This is a genomic window from Pantoea sp. Nvir (genome assembly GCF_009829915.1).
Classification (GTDB): domain Bacteria; phylum Pseudomonadota; class Gammaproteobacteria; order Enterobacterales; family Enterobacteriaceae; genus Pantoea.
Genome location: NZ_SZZW01000001.1, coordinates 115,606 through 137,817, shown reverse-complemented (window position 1 = coordinate 137,817; position 22,212 = coordinate 115,606). Strand labels below are relative to the sequence as shown.

Below are 22,212 nucleotides of genomic sequence, written 5' to 3'. Positions count from 1 at the left end.
TAGGGTAATAAATCATACCTATTCCAAACAGTGACTAGCATATGCAATTTAATATTCCGACATGTCTCACCCTATTTCGAGTTGTGCTTATACCTTTTTTCGTTCTAGCTTTCTATCTCCCGTTCCATTGGGCGCCATGCGTTACCGCATTAGTGTTTATTATTGCCGCCGCAACCGACTGGTTTGACGGTTTTCTTGCGAGGCGATGGAAACAAACCACACGCTTTGGTGCCTTCCTTGATCCAGTGGCTGATAAAGTTATGGTGGTGATTGTGCTAGTGCTAGTAGCAGAATATTTTCATGCTTGGTGGATCACTTTGCCGGCTACCGCTATGATTGCCCGAGAAATCATTATATCAGCACTACGCGAGTGGATGGCTGAAATAGGAAAACGCAGTAGCATCGCTGTTTCTTCTATCGGTAAAATAAAGACTACAGCACAGATGGTGTCGTTGGTTGCGCTATTGTGGAGACCTAATACTCTGGTCATTTCTGTTGGTGTTGTGGCGCTTTATGTTGCTGCTATGCTTACATTTTGGTCGATGTATCAATACTTAAGTGCCGCACATAGCGATTTGTTCGATAGCTGATCAATCAAATTTAAAAAAACATCCAATGGATAATCTGTGCAGATAATTATTTTATTGACTCAGCGCGTCAAGTCAGTAGAATATGTCGCTATCAAATGGCAGCAATGCTTCTATAGGATAAGAAGCAGTAGGTACTGTATTTGCTGAATAACGCGGGAATAGCTCAGTTGGTAGAGCACGACCTTGCCAAGGTCGGGGTCGCGAGTTCGAATCTCGTTTCCCGCTCCAGGTTAGCAGGTCAGGAGGGTTATCCTGATTGGCACAAAGAATAAAGGCGCGTTGGCAGAGTGGTCATGCAGCGGATTGCAAATCCGTCTATCTCGGTTCGATTCCGGGACGCGCCTCCGTTGCCCGGGTGGTGAAATCGGTAGACACAAGGGATTTAAAATCCCTCGGCCATTAGGTTGTGCGGGTTCAAGTCCCGCTCCGGGTACTAGTTCTTATATCCATATCTTTCTTAATGATGCTAACTAATATTATGTTCTCTCAAACATAAAAGGCGCGTCTAGTTTAGTGGTTACTGTGATTAAATAACTTTTAAAGTTTAGCGCTGCTCGTTTTTATAGATATCCAAAATTCTCCAAAACTAACGGTTTATCTATTTATCTAAAGAAGAATAAATAGAAAAGAAAGCATAGCGATAATTTCAATAGATCTATCTTATAGAGTATAAATATCACACCCAATACAATCATCAAAACAATGAGAAAACCCAGTATTTTTTATATCAGTAGCGTAATAAAATGCCGTAGAGCAGCCATGTACATGTACTAGATAAATAAAGAGACATCGGCTAGATAATACACTGTGAATATGAGTTACTCAGACGATACTTAAAGATACAGTAGCCATTAAACATGCAGGGCCCTATCAGGAGAAATACATACATCAACCTCATAGAAGAGACTCTGCCGTTTTTATAAAACTAGCTTATGTTTTAAAGTGAAAAAGGCCAGAATTGTGCCGAAGTACATTAACGGATGCAAGCTCATTAATATTCTATTGAGTCAAGTGTGATTACCAAGCCAGTACACGAAGCATAAAAAAGGGCAAAAAAGTGTCTGATTCAGTAGAATACTAGACAAGTTCTCCCTCAGTAGCTCATGAAAATATATACCGCTTACTAAAAAGTATCCCACAACAGCAAATAACTTAACACTACCAATATCAAACTGAGCCCATACTATCCTTTCATGATGTAATCAATAACAGTTCCACTGCTATAGATAGTTGAAAGTAACCATACCAAGAACGATCAATATGATTAGTACGACAAGAAACATAAGAAATTAATTTCCATATTAGATTATTGAATCTGCTGTAAGAAGTAAGGGTTTGTTTAGTTCTTTATCCTCTTTGAGAAAGTGCCTAATGTAAAAAATTGCGGAGGGGTAATCAGTCTTACTGCACATGAAATGAATTAATAAAATTATTCAGTGCAGTTCACTAAAGCAAGTATCCCTGACTGTTAGTAGCCCATTTTTTTGTGGAGTCAATTAGGAAGATGTGAAACATAAATTTAAGCAATATCAAATATGCGCGAATGGAATTGAGAAAATATATACTTGCAGTTTTTAGCACTTTTTATCAATTTTTCTCCTTAACCGGATTTTTTGCTAAAAGAAAACTTTTACTCATTATAAGCAGCGTATACTACCATTTGATTCTAGAACATTTAATTTTCCTAAAAGAAAAAATAGCCCTTATAAAACCATGAAATATTCTTTAGGATACGCTATTCGAAAATCGAATTATCCTTTAACATAAACAATGTTACATTTGGCACATAAAAGTGAAAATTTACTAATTACAGTGAAAAATAAGGGTGAACAAATGAAGATGCACTGGGGTGATGCTCCAATTTTGTTAACTTTATGTGCCTTAATAGCTCGATGTTTACCTTTAACTATATAGCAATAGCAAAAAAAAATCTGAGATGCTAGCAGAGAAAAGTTCTGAGTCGTATAAGAGCAATTTACCCTATCAGTTTCGTAAATTAACATTGGTTGATTATCCGCAGATCAAGTTTAACCACGATAAAGCTTACTGGAGTGGACTACTTATGCAGTTAAAGATTGAGAGTGCTACCATCAGGACATGTATTTTGATACGCTAGTAAAATTCAGCGAAGTGACGGCTAATCATAGAGTACTAAAATTAAATACAGCCCTGACTATTTCATCTGTATCACTTTTAATATAATGATTAATCAATTTAAAATTTATATTTTACAGATTTTAAAATGTTTTATTGAGCGATTATACAATTGAAATCCCAAAAGCTTTTGGGCTGTTGTAGATTAGCCGCTATTGTAGCCACTATCAGGATTTTTATGATAGGCATGTTATACGGCTTCTAGCTCTAGCGGGTTGTTGTACCTTCGAGCAACTGGGGTAAAGACAGTGTGGCACAGATTAAAATTCCGACAATATACTCAATCAAAGATTAATATTGTTGTCTTTTGGACGCCAAAAAAATTACTGTATCTCGGGAAAGAGATGTACTTTAGTTACCTTTTACACTCTACACATGACGGAAAAAAAAACTTTATTATGACTATACCGCATGGATAAAAAATACGCTGCTTTTGGCGAAAACTGTCAAGAAATCCAATCTAGTACGTCAATTGAACAGACTTATTGCTTTTATCATTGACTACGTAGGCCAAGCAATAAGGGGAATACTCAGATTATAACTAGAGTCGGAGTAGGCAACAACGGTGAATTAATGGAGCAAAATCATGCACTATAACCAGGCTACTAAAAGCTGGAGTTTAGTGCTGCTGCATCTTCTGAGTGTTATAAATAAAAAGCAGTTTACTAAAATATACACCGCACTAGTGTGCGGATATAAGACATTGACGGAAACTTGGAGCGATGAGTTACCTGCCAATGAATAAGCCGACATTTATTTCTCAAAATTATGTGGAAGCTTTACCGCTGAATACGGCAGGTAAAGCACATTTAAAAGCTTCGCTGCAGCATACTGAGACATTTCACTTTCTACACAATACGCTAGGTCAGGATGTAGCCGCCAGCGATCGTCTTGATGATGCGCCGCTTAAGTCCGTGTCAGCACGGGTTAAAATGGCATGGCCAGATTCGTTGGCTAACGGAGCGCAATTTGGTAAAGATTACCTGGATCGCACTACTCTGAAAGCGACACCTGAGGTAAAACGTTCACTAATGTTTCCGGAAGCTTGGCGAACTAATCCGATAGTACGTGCATGGAACTCGATACGCGGTAAAAAATTGAAACATCGCTACGCGAATGCAGAAGAGCAGAGCTCTGAAGAAAGGTGGCGTAATGTTGGCTTAATAAGACGTTACGTGCTCTTGGTTTTGACTGTTTTTCAGACGGTAGTCGCAACTTGGTATATGAAAACTATTCTGCCTTATCAAGGCTGGAAGTTATTTTCTCTTATGGAGATTTTTGATCAGAAATGGCAGCAATCGGTAACTCAGATACTGCCGTATATTTTACAGACCATCATTCTCTTTCTTTTTGCGATTTTGTTCTGCTGGGTCTCTGCAGGTTTCTGGACCGCATTGATGGGTTTTTTACAATTACTAATTGGGCGTAGTAAATATAGCATTACATATTTGACTATTAGCAAAGAGCCGCTGAATCCAGAACACCGTACTGCGTTGATTATGCCAATTTGCAATGAAGATGTAGAGCGCGTTTTCGCTGGCCTACGTGCGACTTGGGAATCGGTTGTACGTACTGGTAACAAGGAACATTTTGATGTTTACGTGCTGAGCGATAGCTGTGATCCTGACATTGCCATTGCAGAACAAAAAGCGTGGATGGAGCTAGTGCAAGACGTTATTGGCGCTGGTAAAATTTTCTATCGTCGCCGCCGGAGACGCGTGAAACGTAAGAGTGGTAACATCGATGACTTCTGCCGTCGCTGGGGTAGAAACTATAGCTATATGGTCGTACTCGATGCAGACAGCGTAATGAGTGGTGAGTGTATCACTGGTTTGGTACGCATGATGGAAGCGAACCCAAATGCCGGGATAATCCAATCTTCGCCGAAAGCATCAGGAATGGATACACTCTATGCTCGTTGCCAGCAGTTCGCAACGCGCGTGTATGGTCCGCTATTTACCGCCGGTCTCCACTTCTGGCAGCTTGGCGAGTCCCACTACTGGGGGCATAATGCAATTATCCGTGTCAAGCCCTTTATTCAATACTGTGCACTGGCTCCACTTCCGGGAGAGGGATCTTTTGCTGGTTCTATCCTCTCCCACGACTTCGTTGAAGCAGCGTTGATGCGCCGCGCTGGATGGGGAGTCTGGATCGCTTACGATTTACCGGGATCCTATGAAGAATTACCACCTAACTTATTAGACGAGTTGAAACGCGATCGCCGCTGGTGCCACGGTAATCTGATGAATTTCCGACTGTTCTTAGTTAAAGATATGCACCCAGTTCATCGTGCAGTATTTTTGACGGGAGTGATGTCCTATCTTTCGGCGCCACTTTGGTTCATGTTCCTTACGCTTTCTACGGCATTACAAGTTGTATATACTCTGATAGAACCAACATACTTTCTGCAGCCAAGACAACTATTCTTGTTCGGGCCGCATTGGCGGCCCGAACAAGCCATCGCACTTTTCTCTACCACTATGTTCCTTTTATTTCTGCCTAAGCTACTTAGCGTAGTACTGATTTGGTTAAAGGGTCCACAGCCTTATGGTGGTGCTTTTCGTCTCTTTATTTCATTGATGTTAGAGATGCTTTTCTCCGTGCTACTGGCACCGGTGCGCATGCTATTCCATACGGTATTTGTGATAGGTGCCTTTTGGGGCTGGGAGGTGGTGTGGAGTTCTCCGCAGCGCGATGATTACGCCACGCCGTGGAGCGAAGCATTCTGTCGTCACGGCTTTCAAATGCTATTAGGCATCATCTGGGCGGTTAGTATAGGTGCACTGTATATCAACTTCCTGTGGTGGCTAGCTCCGATTGTCTTTTCGCTGATTCTGTCGCCCTTCATATCAGTCATGTCAAGCCGTGCAACGGTAGGCTTAAAAAGTAAGCGTGCTAGGCTATTTCTGATACCAGAAGAACACGATCCGCCAAAAGAGCTGTTGGATACCGATCGCTATCTGCAGATAAATCGTGAACGTGCGCTGAAACACGGCTTTATGCATGCGCTATTCCATCCAGCGTTCAATGCGCTAGCTACGGCGCTAGCAACATCTCGTCATAAGCGGAGCCAGTTACTGGATTACGCGCGAGATCGTTGTATTGAGCAAGCGCTGAGCAACGCTCCAGAGAAGCTAAATCTTGAGCAACGTTTACAATTGATTAACGATCCAGTGGTACTAGCACGATTACACACACGTTTGTGGGAAGACGGTGATAAATATCATCAATGGTTAGAAAACTATCAAAAGCTGAAGCTTAACCCATTAGCACTACCGCCACAAGCTAGTTAAGTTTGGTAACTTTCACAACTTCATACGTTTTATTAACTTAAAAGAGCGAAAAAATTCCAAGCACATTAATGACAATAGCAACTCTTAAAAGTGAGTATCACATGTGAAAAATCTAATGAAAAACTGGGGCAGTGTTAATTGCACTGACACTAAGTGGATACGGCAGTATTATCAGACGCAGCCTGACTGGACGAGGAGGACATGGTCGTAAATATTATTTTGGCTTACAGTGCGATGTCCATGGTGATGGCTTATGGAGGATGCTGACTATACTTGATTTGCCTATGTTTATGATAGTTAATACTATGATTTTCCCGGTTGATGCTCAATATGGGCCTTACTTATGAGTAAGTATGTACAGTAAGCAATCTTATTCTTCCTTAGCATTCTGCTGTTTCGTTCTTTTCGTTTTTGAGCAGAGGATTAAACCTCCATTCGCTTTTATTCTTTTTCTACAAAATATTTTCTGTTAACCACTCTTGATGTGCAGTGTACTTACTTCCATCATGACTTTAGTTAAAAACAAAGTTTGTACTACCTTACCGCTGTGGATCAAAAATACTATAAATTAACTACTGTCGTCTTTCTATCCTAACAACTCTATCTGAGTTTCTACATTATATTTCTAGTTTATATTCAATACGTTTATAAAATAAACTGATTAATTTTAGTATTATCCCCCCTAATTTTGGGATAGTCAGAAAGATCATACCATGTATGTAACATACATGGTATGATCTAATCTAAAAAGTAAAATAACAGACACACTCTGTTAGAAACCATCATAATTTCTACTCTCTTAAATAATAATAATTTCTACACCTAACGTAAGTTACTTTATATTAAATACCAATAAAAAGGTCTCATCGTTAACAACTTTAATTGAAATTAATTTCTTATGTGGGTTTATAACATACTATTTCTTTATTTAAAGATAATATAATACACCATCTGTTAACATCACTTATTTGTAAAATACACGGGAGCTTTATTGTTGGTTCTTTATTTTTAGTTTAGTACTAGTATTCGGTGTGGTGCTTTTTGCTCTATAATATCTACTTGTTAAGATTGCTACTACACTACTTCCTTTTTACGATTACAATTAATCTAATCTATACTAAGTAGATCATTAATTTTGAAATAAGGCACACCACCTCACCTTGATATCTATGCAATTATTAAGGTCAGGTGTATCTGATAACAATCTTAAACATCGGTTAAGATTGTAATGTTGCAACGACTAAATATTCATTACATCTTTCATAATGTACCTCTGGTGACTTTTAAGATGCTAAAGGAAATATATAGTATGTAGATACTAAAAAGTGCGGTTTTTTATAAACATATTGTTCCTATCTTAAAATTAGCTGATGGATATTCTACAAAGAGATATATGCTTACGTATATTACATAACTCCGGTGTTAGGAGGCATACTCTTCTTACAAGCAGATTTACTATGTGTTTTTATCTTTCTGAAGATTCTCCATCTATAAGTATTTAGATTAACTTTAAATATGTTGGTGACATTAACACTGTGTGATATTAATTTCAATTAACTCTATATTAATTAATATTCTAAGTTGTGATAGGGGCAGTCATTCAGCATTTCAGAAATCGCATAGTGGGTGGATAGCTCAAACGTAATCCAACATATATATCTTACGGGTAAGGATCAGAAAATGAAGGAAAGAAGTACTAGGCCAAGTCTAAAAATTATTGTATAGAGAACTTTATCATAAAATTCGTAATTATAGGATTATGTAAAAATTTTACCTCACATATTGCACCGATCAAGTACAAGTATCTTATTAATTTTCTAACTTTAGTTACTTGCCCCTACTATAAAATAAACGAAATGCTATTAAAAACTAAAAAAGGAAAGTCAAGAAGTTATTATATGAATAAATCATATCCATATAAATTTTCTTTGCGCCTTAGTGTACTTCTGTATCATATCTAGAGTTGAAATTCTCTTAAAAATAGGAATGAATACCATGCCAGTGTTATATAACATTGTTAATAATAAAGAATTAAAGGCGCGTATGTTGACGGAGATCGAACCACGCACTACTGTTTCATTCTATAAATATTTCTATATTGCTGATCCTAAAGCTTTTCGCGATATGCTCTATCTCAGCCTATACGAACTTAAGGTCTTTGGTCGCATCTACGTAGCTCATGAAGGCATTAATGCGCAAATTAGCGTCCCGACTAAACTCTATAAAAAGATGAAAACTTTTTTGTACGGTTTTTCTCCAGAGCTTGATAAACTGCGGATGAATATTGCGCTAGACGATGGCAAATCTTTCTGGGTGTTGCGACTGAAAGTCCGTGATAGTATTGTTGCAGACGGAATCAAAGATGCTAGCTTTAACGCCCATAATGTTGGTACTTACCTTAAAGCGGCAGAAGTTAATGCCATGCTATGCGATCCAGATACAGTATTTGTGGATATGCGTAACTACTATGAATATGAAGTAGGTCGGTTTGATAACGCAATATCAATCCCCGCTAATACTTTCCGTGATCAGCTGTCAATGGTAGTAGAGATGCTACAGCAACAGAAACAGAAAAAAATAGTCATGTATTGCACTGGCGGTATCCGCTGCGAGAAAGCGAGTGCTTGGATGCGTCACAATGGTTTTAAAAAAATCTATCACATTGAAGGCGGCATTATCGAATATGTGCGGCGTGCCCGTGAAGAGAGGTTACCGGTACATTTTAAAGGTAAAAACTTCGTATTCGACGAACGTATGGGTGAACGTATCTCTAACGATGTATTATCGTACTGCCATCAGTGTGGTACACCTTGCGATACACACAAAAATTGCTTCAATGACAGCTGTCATTCGCTCTTTATTCAGTGTTCAAACTGTGCAGTAAAGTATCACAAGTGCTGTACCGTATTTTGTATGGATAAATTGCATTTATTGTCGGATAAGAAAGACGAGTCCAGTGCATTGTGTTGATTCCGTAAATTTCAACAAGTTTTTTAATAAATCGCGTTGTTTGAGTTATTATGTAGAGAAGTGAAAGCAACAAAATACTTAAAGTCACTGCGTTAACTATTATTAATGGGTTCAAAAATTTCAAAAAATATCGAGAAGTGTACTAAATCAAAATAGTTCTCTAGTATAAGTTTGATGTTAGGTCGATAAGTACGAATTTTGCGACTTAAAAATGAAATTTTGCTTGATGACTTTATCTGTGCTGAACTTGGTCTTAGAGCTTTCTCGAGCCACTAAAAATACCTCTGATACTTGCAAATTTCTCTTTGTTTGAGCTTTTAGTTCATCAGAGAGTTAGCTGCCTTTACATCATTTTCTAGTTTTAAAGAAAAAGCATCTCCAGTACTACAGAGAGAAAAACACCCTCCTACGCCAGTAAGCTCATCTCTCCGATTATCCGGAGAGATGAGCTTAAATATAAGAAGATTCATATGTGCGTAGAAGAATTAATGTAAACTACTACACACTTCTATGTAATAACTATGTCGGAGATCTAATGGAAACGTAGATTAAATTTTCACTCGCCAGTGAAATGTCTTTCCTGCTAGAAAAGGCACAAGTGTATGTTCTTCTATACTAATGACTTTTTCAACCTTCCAAGGCTCACGTACTAGAGTGATAAAATTTTCATTAAATGGTAGACCATAAAAGCGCGGTCCATTCTCTGAACAAAAAGCTTCCAAATGGTGTAGAGCATCTATTTCTTCAAATACTGTTGCGTAAGCAGAGAGCGCAATAGGTGCGTTGAAAACACCCGCGCAACCGCAGCTTGTTTCTTTAAGATGACGTAAGTGCGGTGCAGTGTCAGTGCCGAGAAAAAAGCGTACATTGCCGCTGGCGATTACTTTACGCAATGCTTTCTGATGTACGTTGCGTTTGAGAATCGGCAAGCAGTAGAAGTGTGGTCGCACGCCACCTACTAACATGTGGTTTCTATTAAACATTAAATGTTGTGGTGTAATCGTAGCACCAAGTTTTTCGTCGCCTGCTTCTATATACTGTGCTGCTTCCTGTGTGGTGATGTGTTCTAGTACTACTTTCAATTCTGGAAATTGCTTGCGCATCGGTTCTAATACACTCTCTATAAAACGTGCTTCACGATCAAAGATATCGATTGCTGTGTTGGTTACTTCGCCATGAATTAATAACGGCATGCCAATCTTTTGCATACGTTCAAGAACATTACTGATAGCGGTAATGCTGGTAACTCCATGGTTAGAGTTTGTAGTGGCGTGCATGGGATAGAGTTTTGCAGCTATAAAGACGCCAGTGCTAGCGCCTTTTTCAATCTCATCAGGATCTGAAAAATCAGTTAAATAGCATGTCATTAGAGGCGTAAAGCGATGCTCAACTGGTAGTGCAGAAAGAATACGTTTGCGATAATCCAATGCAGCGGCGATGCTGGTTACCGGCGGCACTAAATTAGGCATTACTATAGCACGTCCATTGAATGCACTAGTATAAGGTAGAACCGTATTAAGTATTACGCCGTCACGAAGATGAACATGCCAGTCGTCAGGGCGGCGAATGATAAGTTGCTGAGAATGTGCAGTCATCAGTGAAGTTCCGACTCTTTAGGAGATGCAAAGGGATAGGATAAGTAGGTTCCAAAGCATAAAGCATTGGATGTTTCTTTACATTTTTTCTTATAGAAAAAATATGCATAGATGGGATGTAGTTAAGTGTGTAAAAAGTAGGAAGTTGTGTTTCAGTCCTATTCTATAAGTATTTCATAGTTAGTATAAGGATGGTTATCTGGACAGGCTTCTTACTTCCGTTTCAGTTTCTTTAGGAATTTTTTTTACAAGCTCTTAACCTTTTTACTCCGGTCAACGCTCGTTCAGCATATTAGCAGACTTCTGGGGAAATGAAATTTTTAATAAATGTAATGGAACGAACGTCAATTTTTTACTAATTTTAGTATATATTATGCTAATAATGTCCTATTAATATTGCATTTTAGCTGTATATTCATACTTCCTACCTGTCCTGTATAAGAAGCAGCAAGGCTAATATTGATCTTAGCTCTTATCAAAAAGCGTGGTCTGAACAGGCTCTTTATGACTTCTTTAAGTTAAGATTAGTTAGATGAAATATGAATGTTAATTAGAACAGTTAACTAATATATTTTTATATTCGTTGCCCTCTCTCTTTACCTTTCTAGTATTTTCTGCATTACTTGTTTGCTAATGCTGTACTACCGTACATTGACTATAATAATACATTAGAATGAAAAAAGAGGCCCATCAAAATCTGATGATGCATTCTCTATTATATTATGAGCTTATCAGCTAAGATAGGTATCTATAGGTTGATGGTATCTGAATGTTAGGTCCATGCCGCACTTATTATAAGCAAGGATTATGAGAATCAACCTCGTACTTTTCATGACGGTTTCTCATTACTATTAATAGAATTAAATAATAGGTTAATCTGAGTTAATACAGCCATATTGTCGCGGTATTCCGCCACGCGGTTAGGCCAGTCAATGCTTGCCACCAGCGTTAACGAGCGTAGTAACGGGAAGAGGTGAATATCATCTTCCGATAACTCGCTGTTTACTGCATTAGGTTTTACGATTATCTTGTCAAGTTGTTTTAGATCATTGCTAATATTTTTAATCAAATGGATTTTTTGTCTCTCTAGGTCGAAGAAATTGCCGGCCGACGCTTCTTTTTTCCTGCGAAAATAATCTCTTGCCTCTGGATTGGCAAATTCGACGAAAGAGGCTTTAGCAAAACACGGAAACAGAAGTTTATTAATATAGCTATTTACATGTGCTAACCAGGCGTTTATCTCTGGGTTAGTTTTACCTATCAGTAATGGTTTGCCGTCACTTTTATCAATAAAGCGCACAATATCAAGACTTTCAGGCATCACGCTACCGTCATTTTTTTGCAAAATAGGCACCATCTTTTGGCCAATGAGCATAGTTGGCGTCTCTTCATCATCGTTACGCATTATAATGAGCTCCACTGGTAAATTTTTTAGGCCAAAAATCATTCTTGCTTTGACACAAAAGGGGCAGTGATCGTAGATATAGAGTTTCATTCTAGTATCCTTTTCATATTTAAAATGAATTGAGTTAATTCCAATTAGAACATTGCTGGAAGAATGGGAAAATATATATATTAGGGCAAATCCAGCAATCCAGCAGATTACTATCAAAGCGATAGGGGGTGTAAATAAGAATTAGGGTTATTCCAGTTGTACTGGACATTTTAAGTGCATGACATTTTAAGTAACTCTGGGGCACTGCGTATGTAAGCAGTACTATTCCAATCCTTTTTCATAAATCCTTAAATGATAATATGAACAGTACTAATGTAGCTAGTATAAATTTTTTTCTTGGGAGACGCTGCAAATTTAAAACTAAAATTCATATACGTACACTGGTTTTTCTGTGAAACATTCAGTATAAAAACCCAGTCTATTTGGTAATTACTAGTGTACTATTGTACTAGAGATCTGATCTTGTCAGAAAGAGTGAAGTATCAGGTGCCTAGCGGAACTATAGAATTACTTGATGTAGCCTCTGGTGGAAAAGTGTGGTACAATTATGCAAGAGCATCACGCTCTGTAACGTTCTGTGATGATTATTTTTCGCTGTGGTAGCAGACCATTAGCTGTACTGTTGGCTGCTCTTTCTAAATTAGCTGATTTTCTAATTTTTTAGGAGGTGCGCCAATTATGAATCTATTAAAATCACTGGTAGCAATTAGTTCTGTCACCTTACTTTCTCGTGTATTGGGTTTTGTCCGCGACACCATTGTCGCATGGGTATTCGGTGCTGGAATGTCCACAGACTCTTTTTTCGTTGCCTTTAAGTTACCTAACCTGTTGCGCCGTATTTTTGCGGAAGGAGCATTTTCTCAGGCATTTGTGCCAATTCTTGCACAGTACAAAAGTCAGCAAAGTGATGAAACGACACGGCGTTTTATATCCTATGTTTCTGGTTTATTAACGCTGGTGCTAGCACTGGTGACAATACTTGGAATAATTGCTGCACCTTGGGTGATATTAGTGACTGCACCTGGTTTTTCCTCCGATAAAGTCGCATTGACTAGCGCGCTGCTACGTGTGACTTTTCCCTATATTGTACTGATTTCTCTAGCGTCGTTGGCAGGCGCAATTCTTAACACTTGGAATTGTTTTACCCTTCCAGCTTTTGGACCAACTTTGTTGAACATCAGTATAATCAGCTTTTCTCTTTTCGCCGCACAGTATTTTCATCCACCTGTGATGGCGCTAGCATGGGCAGTTCTAGTTGGCGGCGTGTTGCAACTTTGCTATCAGTTGCCGTATCTGAAGAAAATTGGTATGTTAGTGTTGCCGCGTCTTAACCTGAAGAACGTAGGTATTTGGCGAGTACTACATCAGATGGGACCGGCGATCCTCGGTGTCTCCGTCAGCCAGATTTCGCTGATCATTAATACTATTTTCGCATCTTTCCTCGTCTCCGGATCAGTTTCTTGGATGTATTACGCTGATCGTCTTATGGAGTTTCCGTCTGGAGTACTGGGTGTGACACTCAGCACTATTTTACTACCGTCTCTAGCAAAGAATTTTACCAGTGGAAATAATGATGAATATTCTCGCTTGATGGACTGGGGACTACGTGTCTGCTTCCTTCTAGCGCTGCCAAGCGCAGTGGCTATGGGTATTCTTTCTGGTCCTTTAACAATCGTTCTGTTTAAGTACGGCAAATTTACTTCCTTTGATGCTTTAATGACACAGCATGCGCTCATTGCCTACTCGGTGGGGCTGATGGGACTCATCATAGTAAAAGTATTGGCTCCAGGCTTCTACTCACGCCAGGATATTAAGACACCAGTAAAGATCGCTATAATTACTCTAGTAATGACACAACTGATGAATCTAACTTTCATTGGCCCACTGAAACATGCTGGTCTGTCGCTCTCAATCGGCTTCGGTGCCTGTTTGAATGCTGCACTACTCTATTGGCAAATGCGTAAAAAGCGAATTTTTCAACCTCAGCCTGGCTGGGCGAGCTTTCTTTTACGCCTGCTAATCGCTGTTGGAGTTATGGCTACAACGCTTAGCGTCCTCTATAGGATGTTGGCTTGGGAAACGGGCAACATGCTGTGGCGTCTGCTACGTCTAGTGGAAGTATTAGCAGCCGGAGGAAGTGCCTATTTTTTAATGTTAGTACTACTTGGATTTCGGCTGTGTGATTTCGCGAAACAGACGGATCTATGATGCTTTCTTTTTTCATGTTATAAACTAATTTATTCTTTAGGCTATGAGGCAGTTTTTGATTTTGAGAAATCTTAAAAAAGATTTACCTGAAAATATCCCATTTCACGCAGGATTTTTTTCATCCTAATGAGCTATTCTATCCATTGTTCATTACTTCTCTCATCCAGACTATTTTATGCTTTATAAGCACAGCTCATAACTAAAATAAAATTTTGGTGGACTCATTAAGACCGTTCTAAAATAATCTGAGTATTTAATCGTGCCTTGCTAAGTTTGTGGATATAAGTTAACAACACCCACTTACATATACCCTTTTCATATAACTTAAAAATCATAGTTTAAAAAATGCAGCTTTAAAGCAATGTTTTTTATGTAAAAAAATATAAAAAGATGTAAGTCTGTTACTCTGGCCGATTAAACGGTTTCAGGTTGGGTCACTGGGGCGGTTGCATGATGAGTAGCGCTGTGACCTCCTGCCGCACCTTTGCCTTCAAAAGTGAAGGGTGAACGTGTCCAGTCGCTGTTGCGTATTGGTTCTGGTTGCCATTTAGGCACTGGCACTTTAGTTATTGGTGCAAAAGCGTGATTCTTGAAACAGCGGGTGATAAAATCCTGTGATACATACAGGTTGCTAACCGGCGTGTTTAGCACTTTCTTAATCTGTGTTCTTGTCTCTGATGGAACTTTCGGCGCGGATTCAGCAGTTATTTCGGGCACTACTGCTTGTGTTTCTTCTCCTGACTGATCATCTGGAATGTCCGCATGATTATCGTGGTTGACCAGAATATCAAAATGCATAGCGTCATCAGTAATGAGCCTTAATGGCATTTTACCTTGATATTCGTTGTCGGTGGTCTGTGTCCTTATAGCTCTGCAGGCCCCTTCATGTCTATATTCCAGCGTTTTTTGTGTATTTTTCGCCTTAATTAATTTAGGGATAGGATGTTCCCAAACTTCACCAGATTCTATCTCTGGTGAAGTAAAAGCAGCTGCCAAGGGTATTGTAGACTTGGCAGGGTAGCGGGCACGGTGGTAACGACGGCGACGTTGGCCACCGGCGCGTAGATGATAAGGAGAACGGCACGGCACGTTGCTGTCGTCGCAGTTTTGTACTTTCTTCTGTTCAATCAAAAGTTCTTTATTTTGTAGTGTGCTACATGCAAGCTCTAGCATTACCTCGACATCTTCTGTTGCCGATTGTTGCTCGCTCTCATCGACGTGACGCACTTTTTGCGTTAGCTGACGACTTTTACGTCTCAGCATTACCTGAACGCGCCCTTCTTCCCTTTTTTGTGTTGTTTCGACAATTTCAGAGATAGTTTGTTCAACAAGCTGACTCACTTTTTGTTGTTGTGTTCGTTTCTTTTCCTCACGATGACACTGATGGTGTTGTTCTCGTTTCTGACTAGTGACGTTGGTTAAAATAATATCTCCGTGTTCTACACATGTCTCGTTCTGGGGAAGATGACCCTTATTGTCACGCAAGTTGCTATTGTCGCAAGAAGATTCGCTTTTTTCACGCGCTATATGCTCGTAAAGATTATTATTACGCCAGTTGTTGGAGTGTTTAAGATGGTTGCTGCGATCTTTTTTGATTCCACTCTCTTCAAGAATTTCTTTGTGTGGTATCTTATCTGCGCTAACTGGAACCGGCTTGGATTCACTGTTACTGAACAGTTTTTTCCACAGGCGATTAAAGAACCCGCTACCGTTTACGATAGTAGGCACGATAGCAGTGGATTGCTCCACCGAGGGTTTTGACTGTAACGAAAATGAGTCAGGTATAGCAAAGCCCGGCCCAGGTTGCTCTGGATTACGACGCTCGGCATTTTCTTCTTCTGATAGTAGAGCTATTTCCGCTTCATGAAGTTTCGGTAGAAGGTAACTAAAAGTTTGCACTTCTTCGCCTTTACGCAAACGCACTACAGAGTAGTGCGGAGTTTCCATGGTGTCGTCCGGTACAATAATCGCGCGAACACCACCTTGTCGCTTCTCAATTGCGTTTACTGCTTCACGTTTTTCATTCAGGAGGTAAGAAGCAATCTGCACTGGGACAATTGCATGTACCTCTTTAGTGTTGTCTTTTAACGCTTCTTCTTCAATCAAACGTAGAATCGATAATGATAACGATTCATTGTCGCGAATAGTGCCACTACCTCTACAACGCGGACAGACATGATGGCTAGACTCCCCTAACGAAGATCTAAGACGCTGTCGCGACATTTCCAGTAGTCCAAATCGCGATATATGACTCATCTGGATGTGTGCTCGATCCTGACGTACCACTTCACGTAAGCGATTTTCCACTGCACGCTGGTGACGCATCGGTGTCATGTCGATAAAATCGATCACAATCAACCCCCCAAGGTCGCGTAACCGCAGTTGACGTGCAATCTCATCAGCAGCTTCAAGGTTAGTGTTGAACGCCGTCTCTTCAATATCACCACCGCGCGTAGCGCGCGCTGAGTTTATATCAATAGCGGTTAGAGCCTCAGTAGTATCGACCACAATAGAACCTCCAGAGGGTAGACGTACTTCACGTTGGAAGGCAGACTCAATTTGTGATTCTATCTGGTAATGGCTGAATAGCGGAATTTCCCCTGTATAAAGTTTCATTTTACTGATGAAATCTGGACGCCCGAGAGCAATAATATGTTGACGCGCCAGCTCAAGTACTTTCGGGTTATCGACTAGAATTTCACCGATATCCTGGCGTAAGTAGTCTCGGAAGGCACGAACGATTACGTTGCTTTCCTGATATATTAAGAAAGGCACTACCGGACGATTTTCTGCTGCTTTCTTGATTTCTTCCCAGTGTTTTAGACGGAAGCTCAGATCCCATTGCAGTGCTTCCGCAGATTTACCGACTCCAGCAGTACGTACTATTAAGCCCATGCCATCTGGCAGCTCTAGTGAGGAAAGAGCTTCTTTTAGCTCCGTTCGTTCATCGCCTTCAATACGGCGAGAAATGCCGCCTGCACGTGGGTTATTTGGCATCAGCACTAAATAGCTACCTGCTAGGGAGATAAAAGTAGTCAGTGCTGCACCTTTATTACCGCGTTCCTCTTTATCAATTTGCACTATTACTTCCTGGCCTTCACGCAGCAAGTCTTTAATATTCTGACGCCCGGTCGCATTGGAGTCGGTTGCAAAATATTCACTAGAAATTTCTTTAAGGGGAAGAAAACCTTGACGTTCGGCGCCGTAATCAACAAATGCAGCTTCAAGGCTGGGTTCAATACGTGTAATTTTACCTTTATATATATTAGCTTTTTTCTGCTCGTGTCCAAATCTTTCAATATCAAGATCGTACAAGCGTTGCCCATCAACAAGGGCAACGCGCAACTCCTCCTGCTGAGTTGCATTAATTAACATTCTTTTCATCGTTTCTGACTCGTTATTCTCACATGAGTGACAAAGCTGGGGCGTAGTTACCATGTACGAATGTTTATCGATGGTCACTTTGCTTAAATGTTTTACGTTAACCTTCCGGTTATCAACTGTGCGAGGAGAGAAATAACGTCGTTGGCCTGTTTTTTATAAGAAAAAACAGCGCTGTTATGCTGAAATGCCTAAGAGATATTTAAAACCCCCCCCTGCATTCCAAAATTCCCTCAATACATGTAACATGCATCCTGAGAACTTCCTGAATTAACATTCTATCTTACGTTATTGATGCATGTCTGTTTTATTCGGCAAAAGGATTAATTTTCTCTATTTATCTCCTGAAGGAGATTAGGTGAGAAATGCAAGTATTATTCCATTGCTAACCTTGATATAGCAAGGCGACTTTTATAGCTTGATTAAGATTAGTGATGTTTAATGTTTTAAATATTGCCTAATATTGAATGGAATGCTGAAAAGTAGACGCCAGATGTACTTTCTTACGAAATAAATCAGTAAAAAATTAATCACAGAAAATAAGCAGAGAAAAAAGGATAGCACTATTTCAGAATTCCATTTAGAATTATCAACATGAAGAATGAGAATTTAAGTGTACAATTCATTAATGTTTCTGCTGAAAATGCCGGACAGCGTATTGATAATTTTTTATGCAATCGCCAACTTAAGCACGTGCCGAAAAGCATGATTTATTGCATTATGCGCAAAGGTAAGATACGGGTGAATAAAAAGCGCATTAAGCCTGACTACAAACTTGAAGAGGGTGATCAGATACGCCTTCCTCCGGTGCACATAGCTAAGAGTACTAATCAGACAGTGTCACCAAAGCTAGAGAAGGTGGCTTCATTGAATGAAGCCATCCTTTATGAAGATGATTACATCCTGGTACTAAATAAACCTTCTGGTACGGCAGTACACGGTGGCAGCGGGCTAAGTTTCGGTATCATAGAAGGGCTACGCGCACTTCGACCAGAGGCGCGTTTCCTTGAGCTTGTGCATCGCCTTGATCGCGATACTTCTGGTGTGTTACTAGTAGCGAAGAAGCGTTCGGCACTGCTTACTCTACACGAACAGCTGCGCAAAAGATCTATGCAAAAGGATTATCTGATATTGGTACGCGGTAGCTGGCCGTCGAATTTAAAAGTGGTGCAGGCGCCTTTGTTGAAGAAAATTCTACACAGCGGTGAGCGTGTAGTACGCGTCAGCAGCGAAGGTAAACCGTCAGAGACGCTCTTTAAAGTTGAGGAGCGTTTTTCTTTTGCTACGCTAGTGAAAGCGAGTCCAGTTACAGGGCGTACACATCAGATCCGTGTTCATGCCCTACATGCTGGACACCCTATAGCGTTTGATGGCCGCTGCGGTGAACGTGACTTCGATAGCCAACTAGAAAATACGGGCTTACGTCGTCTTTTTTTACACGCCGCTGCACTAGTCTTTACCCATCCCAATAGCGGTAAAACCCTTCGCTTAGAGGCGCCACTTGATGATGCACTCAACCGCTGTATAAAGGTGCTACGACAGAGAAAAAATAAAATAGATTAGTTCTGCTGCTACTAACAGTCCCAAGTTTTATGGGGTAGTTCTCTTAGCATAATACATTATATATATCATCGGTCGTTACTTTTAAAATTTTCGCGTAATGCAAATTGCTACTTATTACACTACTCCTTACGTATCTACGTATAACAGTAGATATATTGTTGTCAACGTAAGCTAAAGCGTATGATAAAAAGCTTAACGCACGACCGCATCCTCCTCCGTGGGTGTATAGAAAGGTAACGTAGTATAAAAAGTAATAGACTTTACCATTCTGTAGCTACAGAATGGTAAAGGTAATATGTAAATTTATCGGCAATCTCGCCGTCGAGCATTCAGATCTAAACTAGGAAATCAGGATGGCAATAGGCTAGTGACTAACGGGTGAAAATGTTGTAAAATGAACTCTTGTCTTTGACTCCGTCACCTCACAAAATTAGTATACAAGCTATATACAGAATGTGAAATCTTCCCTAATACTAAATTTTAGTAACCATTAGGAGGGTCTTAAGTTTTCAAAGCGCCCTGTAGTGTAGAATGTATTATTTCATTTGCGATTGATAGTTAAGTTCTCACTTCTTAATTTTAATCTTAATGTTGCAACTAGATATCCCTTTGGAAAAATTGCCATACTGGCTATGCCTAGTATAATATCCTATCATAATCAATGAGGTACCAGTGCATTACTCTGAACACACTGAAGTCTCAGATACATTGACATAGCCTTTGGCAAATTTCCCAAGAAGAAATCAATATATTTTATTAAATAAACTAGTGTAGAAAGTTAAAAATTAAAGGAGTAAATTTATTATGGCCGTGCAACAGAATAAACCCACACGTTCTAAACGTGGCATGCGTCGTTCACACGACGCACTAACAAGTATAAACCTGTCAGTAGATAAAGTTTCTGGCGAAACGCATCTGCGTCACCATATTACCGCTGATGGTTATTATCGAGGTCGTAAGGTTATTACCAAGTAATAACTTAGGTTTATCAACCGGTACCTTGGCACGTTTGACTTTAGCAATTGATGTCATGGGCGGGGATTTCGGTCCTCGTGTGACAGTGCCTGCGGCTCTACGGGCGCTCAGTTCTCGATCGCATCTAGATCTTCTTCTCGTCGGTATTCCCGATACTATAACTCCATGGCTTGCTAAAACAAATTCCTCTTTACTAGGTTGTGTGCAAGTTATTCCTGCAAAATCGGTTATTGCAAGTGATTTACGTCCCTTTCAACTACTTCGCAATAGCCACGGTACCTCGATGCGTCTTGCATTAGAGCTAGTAAAAGAGGGGCGAGCTCAGGCCTGTATTAGTGCTGGCAATACAGGCGCTCTGATGGGGCTAGCGCAATTAATGTTAAAACCGTTGGACGGAATTAAGCGTCCGGCATTGATGACATTACTACCAAATCAGCAGCGCGGGAAAACGGTAATGATCGATTTGGGCGGTAACGTAGATTCTGACAGTGATATGCTTGTACAGTTTGCTATGATGGGCGCGGTCATAGCGGAAGAGGTACTAGAGATTATTAATCCACGTGTTGCTCTACTAAATATTGGTCACGAAGAAACTAAAGGACTGGAGAGCATTCGAACGGCTGCCAGTATTCTGAAAAAATCTGCTCACATTAACTATATTGGTTACCTAGAAGGAAGTGATTTACTGACTGGCAAGACAGATGTACTAGTGTGTGACGGGTTCGTCGGAAATATCACACTAAAAACCATGGAAGGAGTGGTAAAGATGTTTCTTTCTCTCTTACCGTTCTCAGAAGAAAGAGAAAAACATTCGTGGTGGCTGAAATTTTTTAGAGGATGGATCCAGAGACATCTGGCGCAGTACTTCAGGCATCTCAACCCCGACCAATATAATGGCGCTTGTTTGTTAGGATTACGAGAAACAGTTATCAAAAGCCACGGCGCAGCAAATCAAAGCGCGTTTACTATGGCGATAGAGCAGGCAGCGCAAACGGTACAGCGGCAGATTCCTGCACGAATCGCTGCACGCCTTAATACTGTATTAGGCAGGAGTGACAAAGCCTAGATGTTTACCAAAATTATCGGTACTGGCAGCTATTTGCCTAGCCAGGTACGTACGAATGCGGATCTGGAAAAAATGGTAGAGACTTCAGATGAGTGGATTGTCACCCGAACTGGCATCCGAGAGCGACGCATTGCCGCACCTAATGAAACTGTGGCCAGCATGGGATGCACTGCTGCGCAGCGCGCGTTGGAGATGGCGGACGTTGAGGCCAGCAAGATTGAGCTCATTATCGTCGCAACTACATCATCTAGCCACGCCTTTCCCAGCTCGGCTTGCATGATACAGCAGATGCTAGGTATCAACGATTGTGCTGCATTTGACCTTGCAGCCGCCTGTGCGGGTTTCACCTATGCTTTGAGCGTAGCGGACCAGTATATTAAAAACGGAGCAGTGAAGCATGCTCTAATGATTGGTTCCGACGTGCTAGCACGTACTCTTAACCCGAAGGATCGGGGTACTATTATTCTGTTTGGTGACGGCGCAGGCGCAGTTGTATTGCGCGCGAGCAAAGAGCAGGGCATTATCTCCACTCATCTGCATGCCGACGGCCGTTATGGTCATCAGTTAACACTGCCATATCAGGATCGCGCCAATCATAGTGAACCCTCCTATCTGACTATGTCAGGCAATGAAGTGTTTAAAGTGGCCGTAACTGAACTAGCGCATATCGTTGACGAAACCCTGCAAGCTAATAACTTTGATCGTAAAATGCTCGACTGGCTAGTACCACATCAGGCTAACTTGCGCATTATCAGCGCTACGGCGAAAAAGCTCGGTATGGACATGGACAAAGTAGTAGTTACGCTCGAGCGTTACGGAAATACTTCGGCGGCATCAGTGCCCAGCGCAATGGATGAGGCCATCCGTGACGGACGTATTAAACCTGGACAATTAATTCTGCTGGAAGCTTTCGGAGGTGGATTCACCTGGGGTTCCGCATTGATTCGTTTTTAATGCACAG

13 protein-coding genes and 3 tRNA genes are annotated in these 22,212 nt (G+C 40.5%); 13 read left to right on the top strand and 3 right to left on the bottom strand.

What is annotated here, in order from left to right; translation table 11 throughout:
• Positions 1-41: 41 nt before the first annotated feature.
• From pgsA to FD729_RS00490, 8 genes are all read left to right on the top strand, one after another.
• Positions 42-590 carry a CDP-diacylglycerol--glycerol-3-phosphate 3-phosphatidyltransferase gene (gene pgsA, locus FD729_RS00525; RefSeq protein ID WP_159931350.1) on the top strand — a complete coding sequence of 183 codons (549 nt, stop codon included), beginning with the start codon at positions 42-44 and terminating at the stop codon, positions 588-590.
• A gap of 152 nt (positions 591-742) precedes the next feature.
• Positions 743-818: transfer RNA gene (locus tag FD729_RS00520), tRNA-Gly, on the top strand.
• Positions 819-863: 45 nt separating this feature from the next.
• Positions 864-934: transfer RNA gene (locus tag FD729_RS00515), tRNA-Cys, on the top strand.
• Positions 935-939: 5 nt separating this feature from the next.
• A tRNA-Leu gene (locus FD729_RS00510) sits at positions 940-1,023 on the top strand.
• Positions 1,024-3,330: 2,307 nt separating this feature from the next.
• The gene (locus FD729_RS05265; protein WP_236421722.1) at positions 3,331-3,489 is read left to right on the top strand and encodes a hypothetical protein; all 159 of its coding nucleotides are present in this window, start codon (positions 3,331-3,333) and stop codon (positions 3,487-3,489) included.
• Positions 3,482-6,037: a glucans biosynthesis glucosyltransferase MdoH gene (gene mdoH / locus FD729_RS00500; protein ID WP_159931600.1), complete on the top strand. Its 2,556-nt coding sequence runs from the start codon at positions 3,482-3,484 to the stop codon at positions 6,035-6,037. Before FD729_RS05265 ends, mdoH begins: the two co-directional genes overlap by 8 nt.
• Before the next feature lie 131 nt (positions 6,038-6,168).
• The gene (locus FD729_RS00495; protein ID WP_159931349.1) at positions 6,169-6,384 is read left to right on the top strand and encodes a YceK/YidQ family lipoprotein; all 216 of its coding nucleotides are present in this window, start codon (positions 6,169-6,171) and stop codon (positions 6,382-6,384) included.
• Between the two features lie 1,648 nt (positions 6,385-8,032).
• Positions 8,033-9,007 (top strand): rhodanese-related sulfurtransferase, encoded by a 975-nt coding sequence (locus tag FD729_RS00490; RefSeq protein ID WP_159931348.1) that lies wholly within the window; start codon positions 8,033-8,035, stop codon positions 9,005-9,007.
• A 548-nt stretch (positions 9,008-9,555) separates the two neighbouring features.
• Here FD729_RS00490 and pyrC read toward each other — a convergent pair.
• Complete coding sequence (gene pyrC, locus FD729_RS00485) at positions 9,556-10,602, bottom strand: dihydroorotase (RefSeq protein WP_159931347.1); 1,047 nt, start codon at positions 10,600-10,602, stop codon at positions 9,556-9,558.
• Between the two features lie 829 nt (positions 10,603-11,431).
• Entirely contained in the window at positions 11,432-12,097 is a 666-nt protein-coding gene (grxB, locus tag FD729_RS00480) for a glutaredoxin 2 (protein ID WP_159931346.1), read from the bottom strand.
• Between the two features lie 639 nt (positions 12,098-12,736).
• Here grxB and murJ point away from each other — a divergent pair.
• Positions 12,737-14,266, top strand: a complete 1,530-nt coding sequence (gene murJ / locus FD729_RS00475) for a murein biosynthesis integral membrane protein MurJ (protein WP_159931345.1) — start codon at positions 12,737-12,739, stop codon at positions 14,264-14,266.
• A gap of 414 nt (positions 14,267-14,680) precedes the next feature.
• Here murJ and rne read toward each other — a convergent pair whose 3' ends face one another.
• On the bottom strand, positions 14,681-17,650 hold the full coding sequence (gene rne / locus FD729_RS00470; RefSeq protein WP_159931344.1) for a ribonuclease E: 2,970 nt from the start codon (positions 17,648-17,650) through the stop codon (positions 14,681-14,683).
• A gap of 591 nt (positions 17,651-18,241) precedes the next feature.
• Here rne and rluC point away from each other — a divergent pair.
• The 4 genes from rluC (at position 18,242) to FD729_RS00450 (ending at position 22,205) form a co-directional block, all read left to right on the top strand.
• Positions 18,242-19,210, top strand: a complete 969-nt coding sequence (rluC, locus tag FD729_RS00465) for a 23S rRNA pseudouridine(955/2504/2580) synthase RluC (protein WP_159931343.1) — start codon at positions 18,242-18,244, stop codon at positions 19,208-19,210.
• An 804-nt stretch (positions 19,211-20,014) separates the two neighbouring features.
• Complete coding sequence (rpmF, locus tag FD729_RS00460) at positions 20,015-20,185, top strand: 50S ribosomal protein L32 (RefSeq protein WP_159931342.1); 171 nt, start codon at positions 20,015-20,017, stop codon at positions 20,183-20,185.
• Between the two features lie 25 nt (positions 20,186-20,210).
• Entirely contained in the window at positions 20,211-21,251 is a 1,041-nt protein-coding gene (plsX, locus tag FD729_RS00455; protein ID WP_159931341.1) for a phosphate acyltransferase PlsX, read from the top strand.
• Positions 21,252-22,205, top strand: a complete 954-nt coding sequence (locus FD729_RS00450) for a beta-ketoacyl-ACP synthase III (protein WP_159931340.1) — start codon at positions 21,252-21,254, stop codon at positions 22,203-22,205.
• The last annotated feature ends 7 nt before the right edge of the window (positions 22,206-22,212 follow it).

Coding starts and splice junctions, on each gene's coding strand:
- FD729_RS00450 (WP_159931340.1), top strand. CDS start 21,252: ATGTTTACCAAAATTATCGGTACTGGCAGCTATTTGCCTAGCCAGGTA.
- FD729_RS05265 (WP_236421722.1), top strand. CDS start 3,331: ATGCACTATAACCAGGCTACTAAAAGCTGGAGTTTAGTGCTGCTGCAT.
- mdoH (WP_159931600.1), top strand. CDS start 3,482: ATGAATAAGCCGACATTTATTTCTCAAAATTATGTGGAAGCTTTACCG.
- rluC (WP_159931343.1), top strand. CDS start 18,242: ATGAAGAATGAGAATTTAAGTGTACAATTCATTAATGTTTCTGCTGAA.
- rne (WP_159931344.1), bottom strand. CDS start 17,650: ATGAAAAGAATGTTAATTAATGCAACTCAGCAGGAGGAGTTGCGCGTT.
- rpmF (WP_159931342.1), top strand. CDS start 20,015: ATGGCCGTGCAACAGAATAAACCCACACGTTCTAAACGTGGCATGCGT.
- grxB (WP_159931346.1), bottom strand. CDS start 12,097: ATGAAACTCTATATCTACGATCACTGCCCCTTTTGTGTCAAAGCAAGA.
- pyrC (WP_159931347.1), bottom strand. CDS start 10,602: ATGACTGCACATTCTCAGCAACTTATCATTCGCCGCCCTGACGACTGG.
- FD729_RS00490 (WP_159931348.1), top strand. CDS start 8,033: ATGCCAGTGTTATATAACATTGTTAATAATAAAGAATTAAAGGCGCGT.
- pgsA (WP_159931350.1), top strand. CDS start 42: ATGCAATTTAATATTCCGACATGTCTCACCCTATTTCGAGTTGTGCTT.
- murJ (WP_159931345.1), top strand. CDS start 12,737: ATGAATCTATTAAAATCACTGGTAGCAATTAGTTCTGTCACCTTACTT.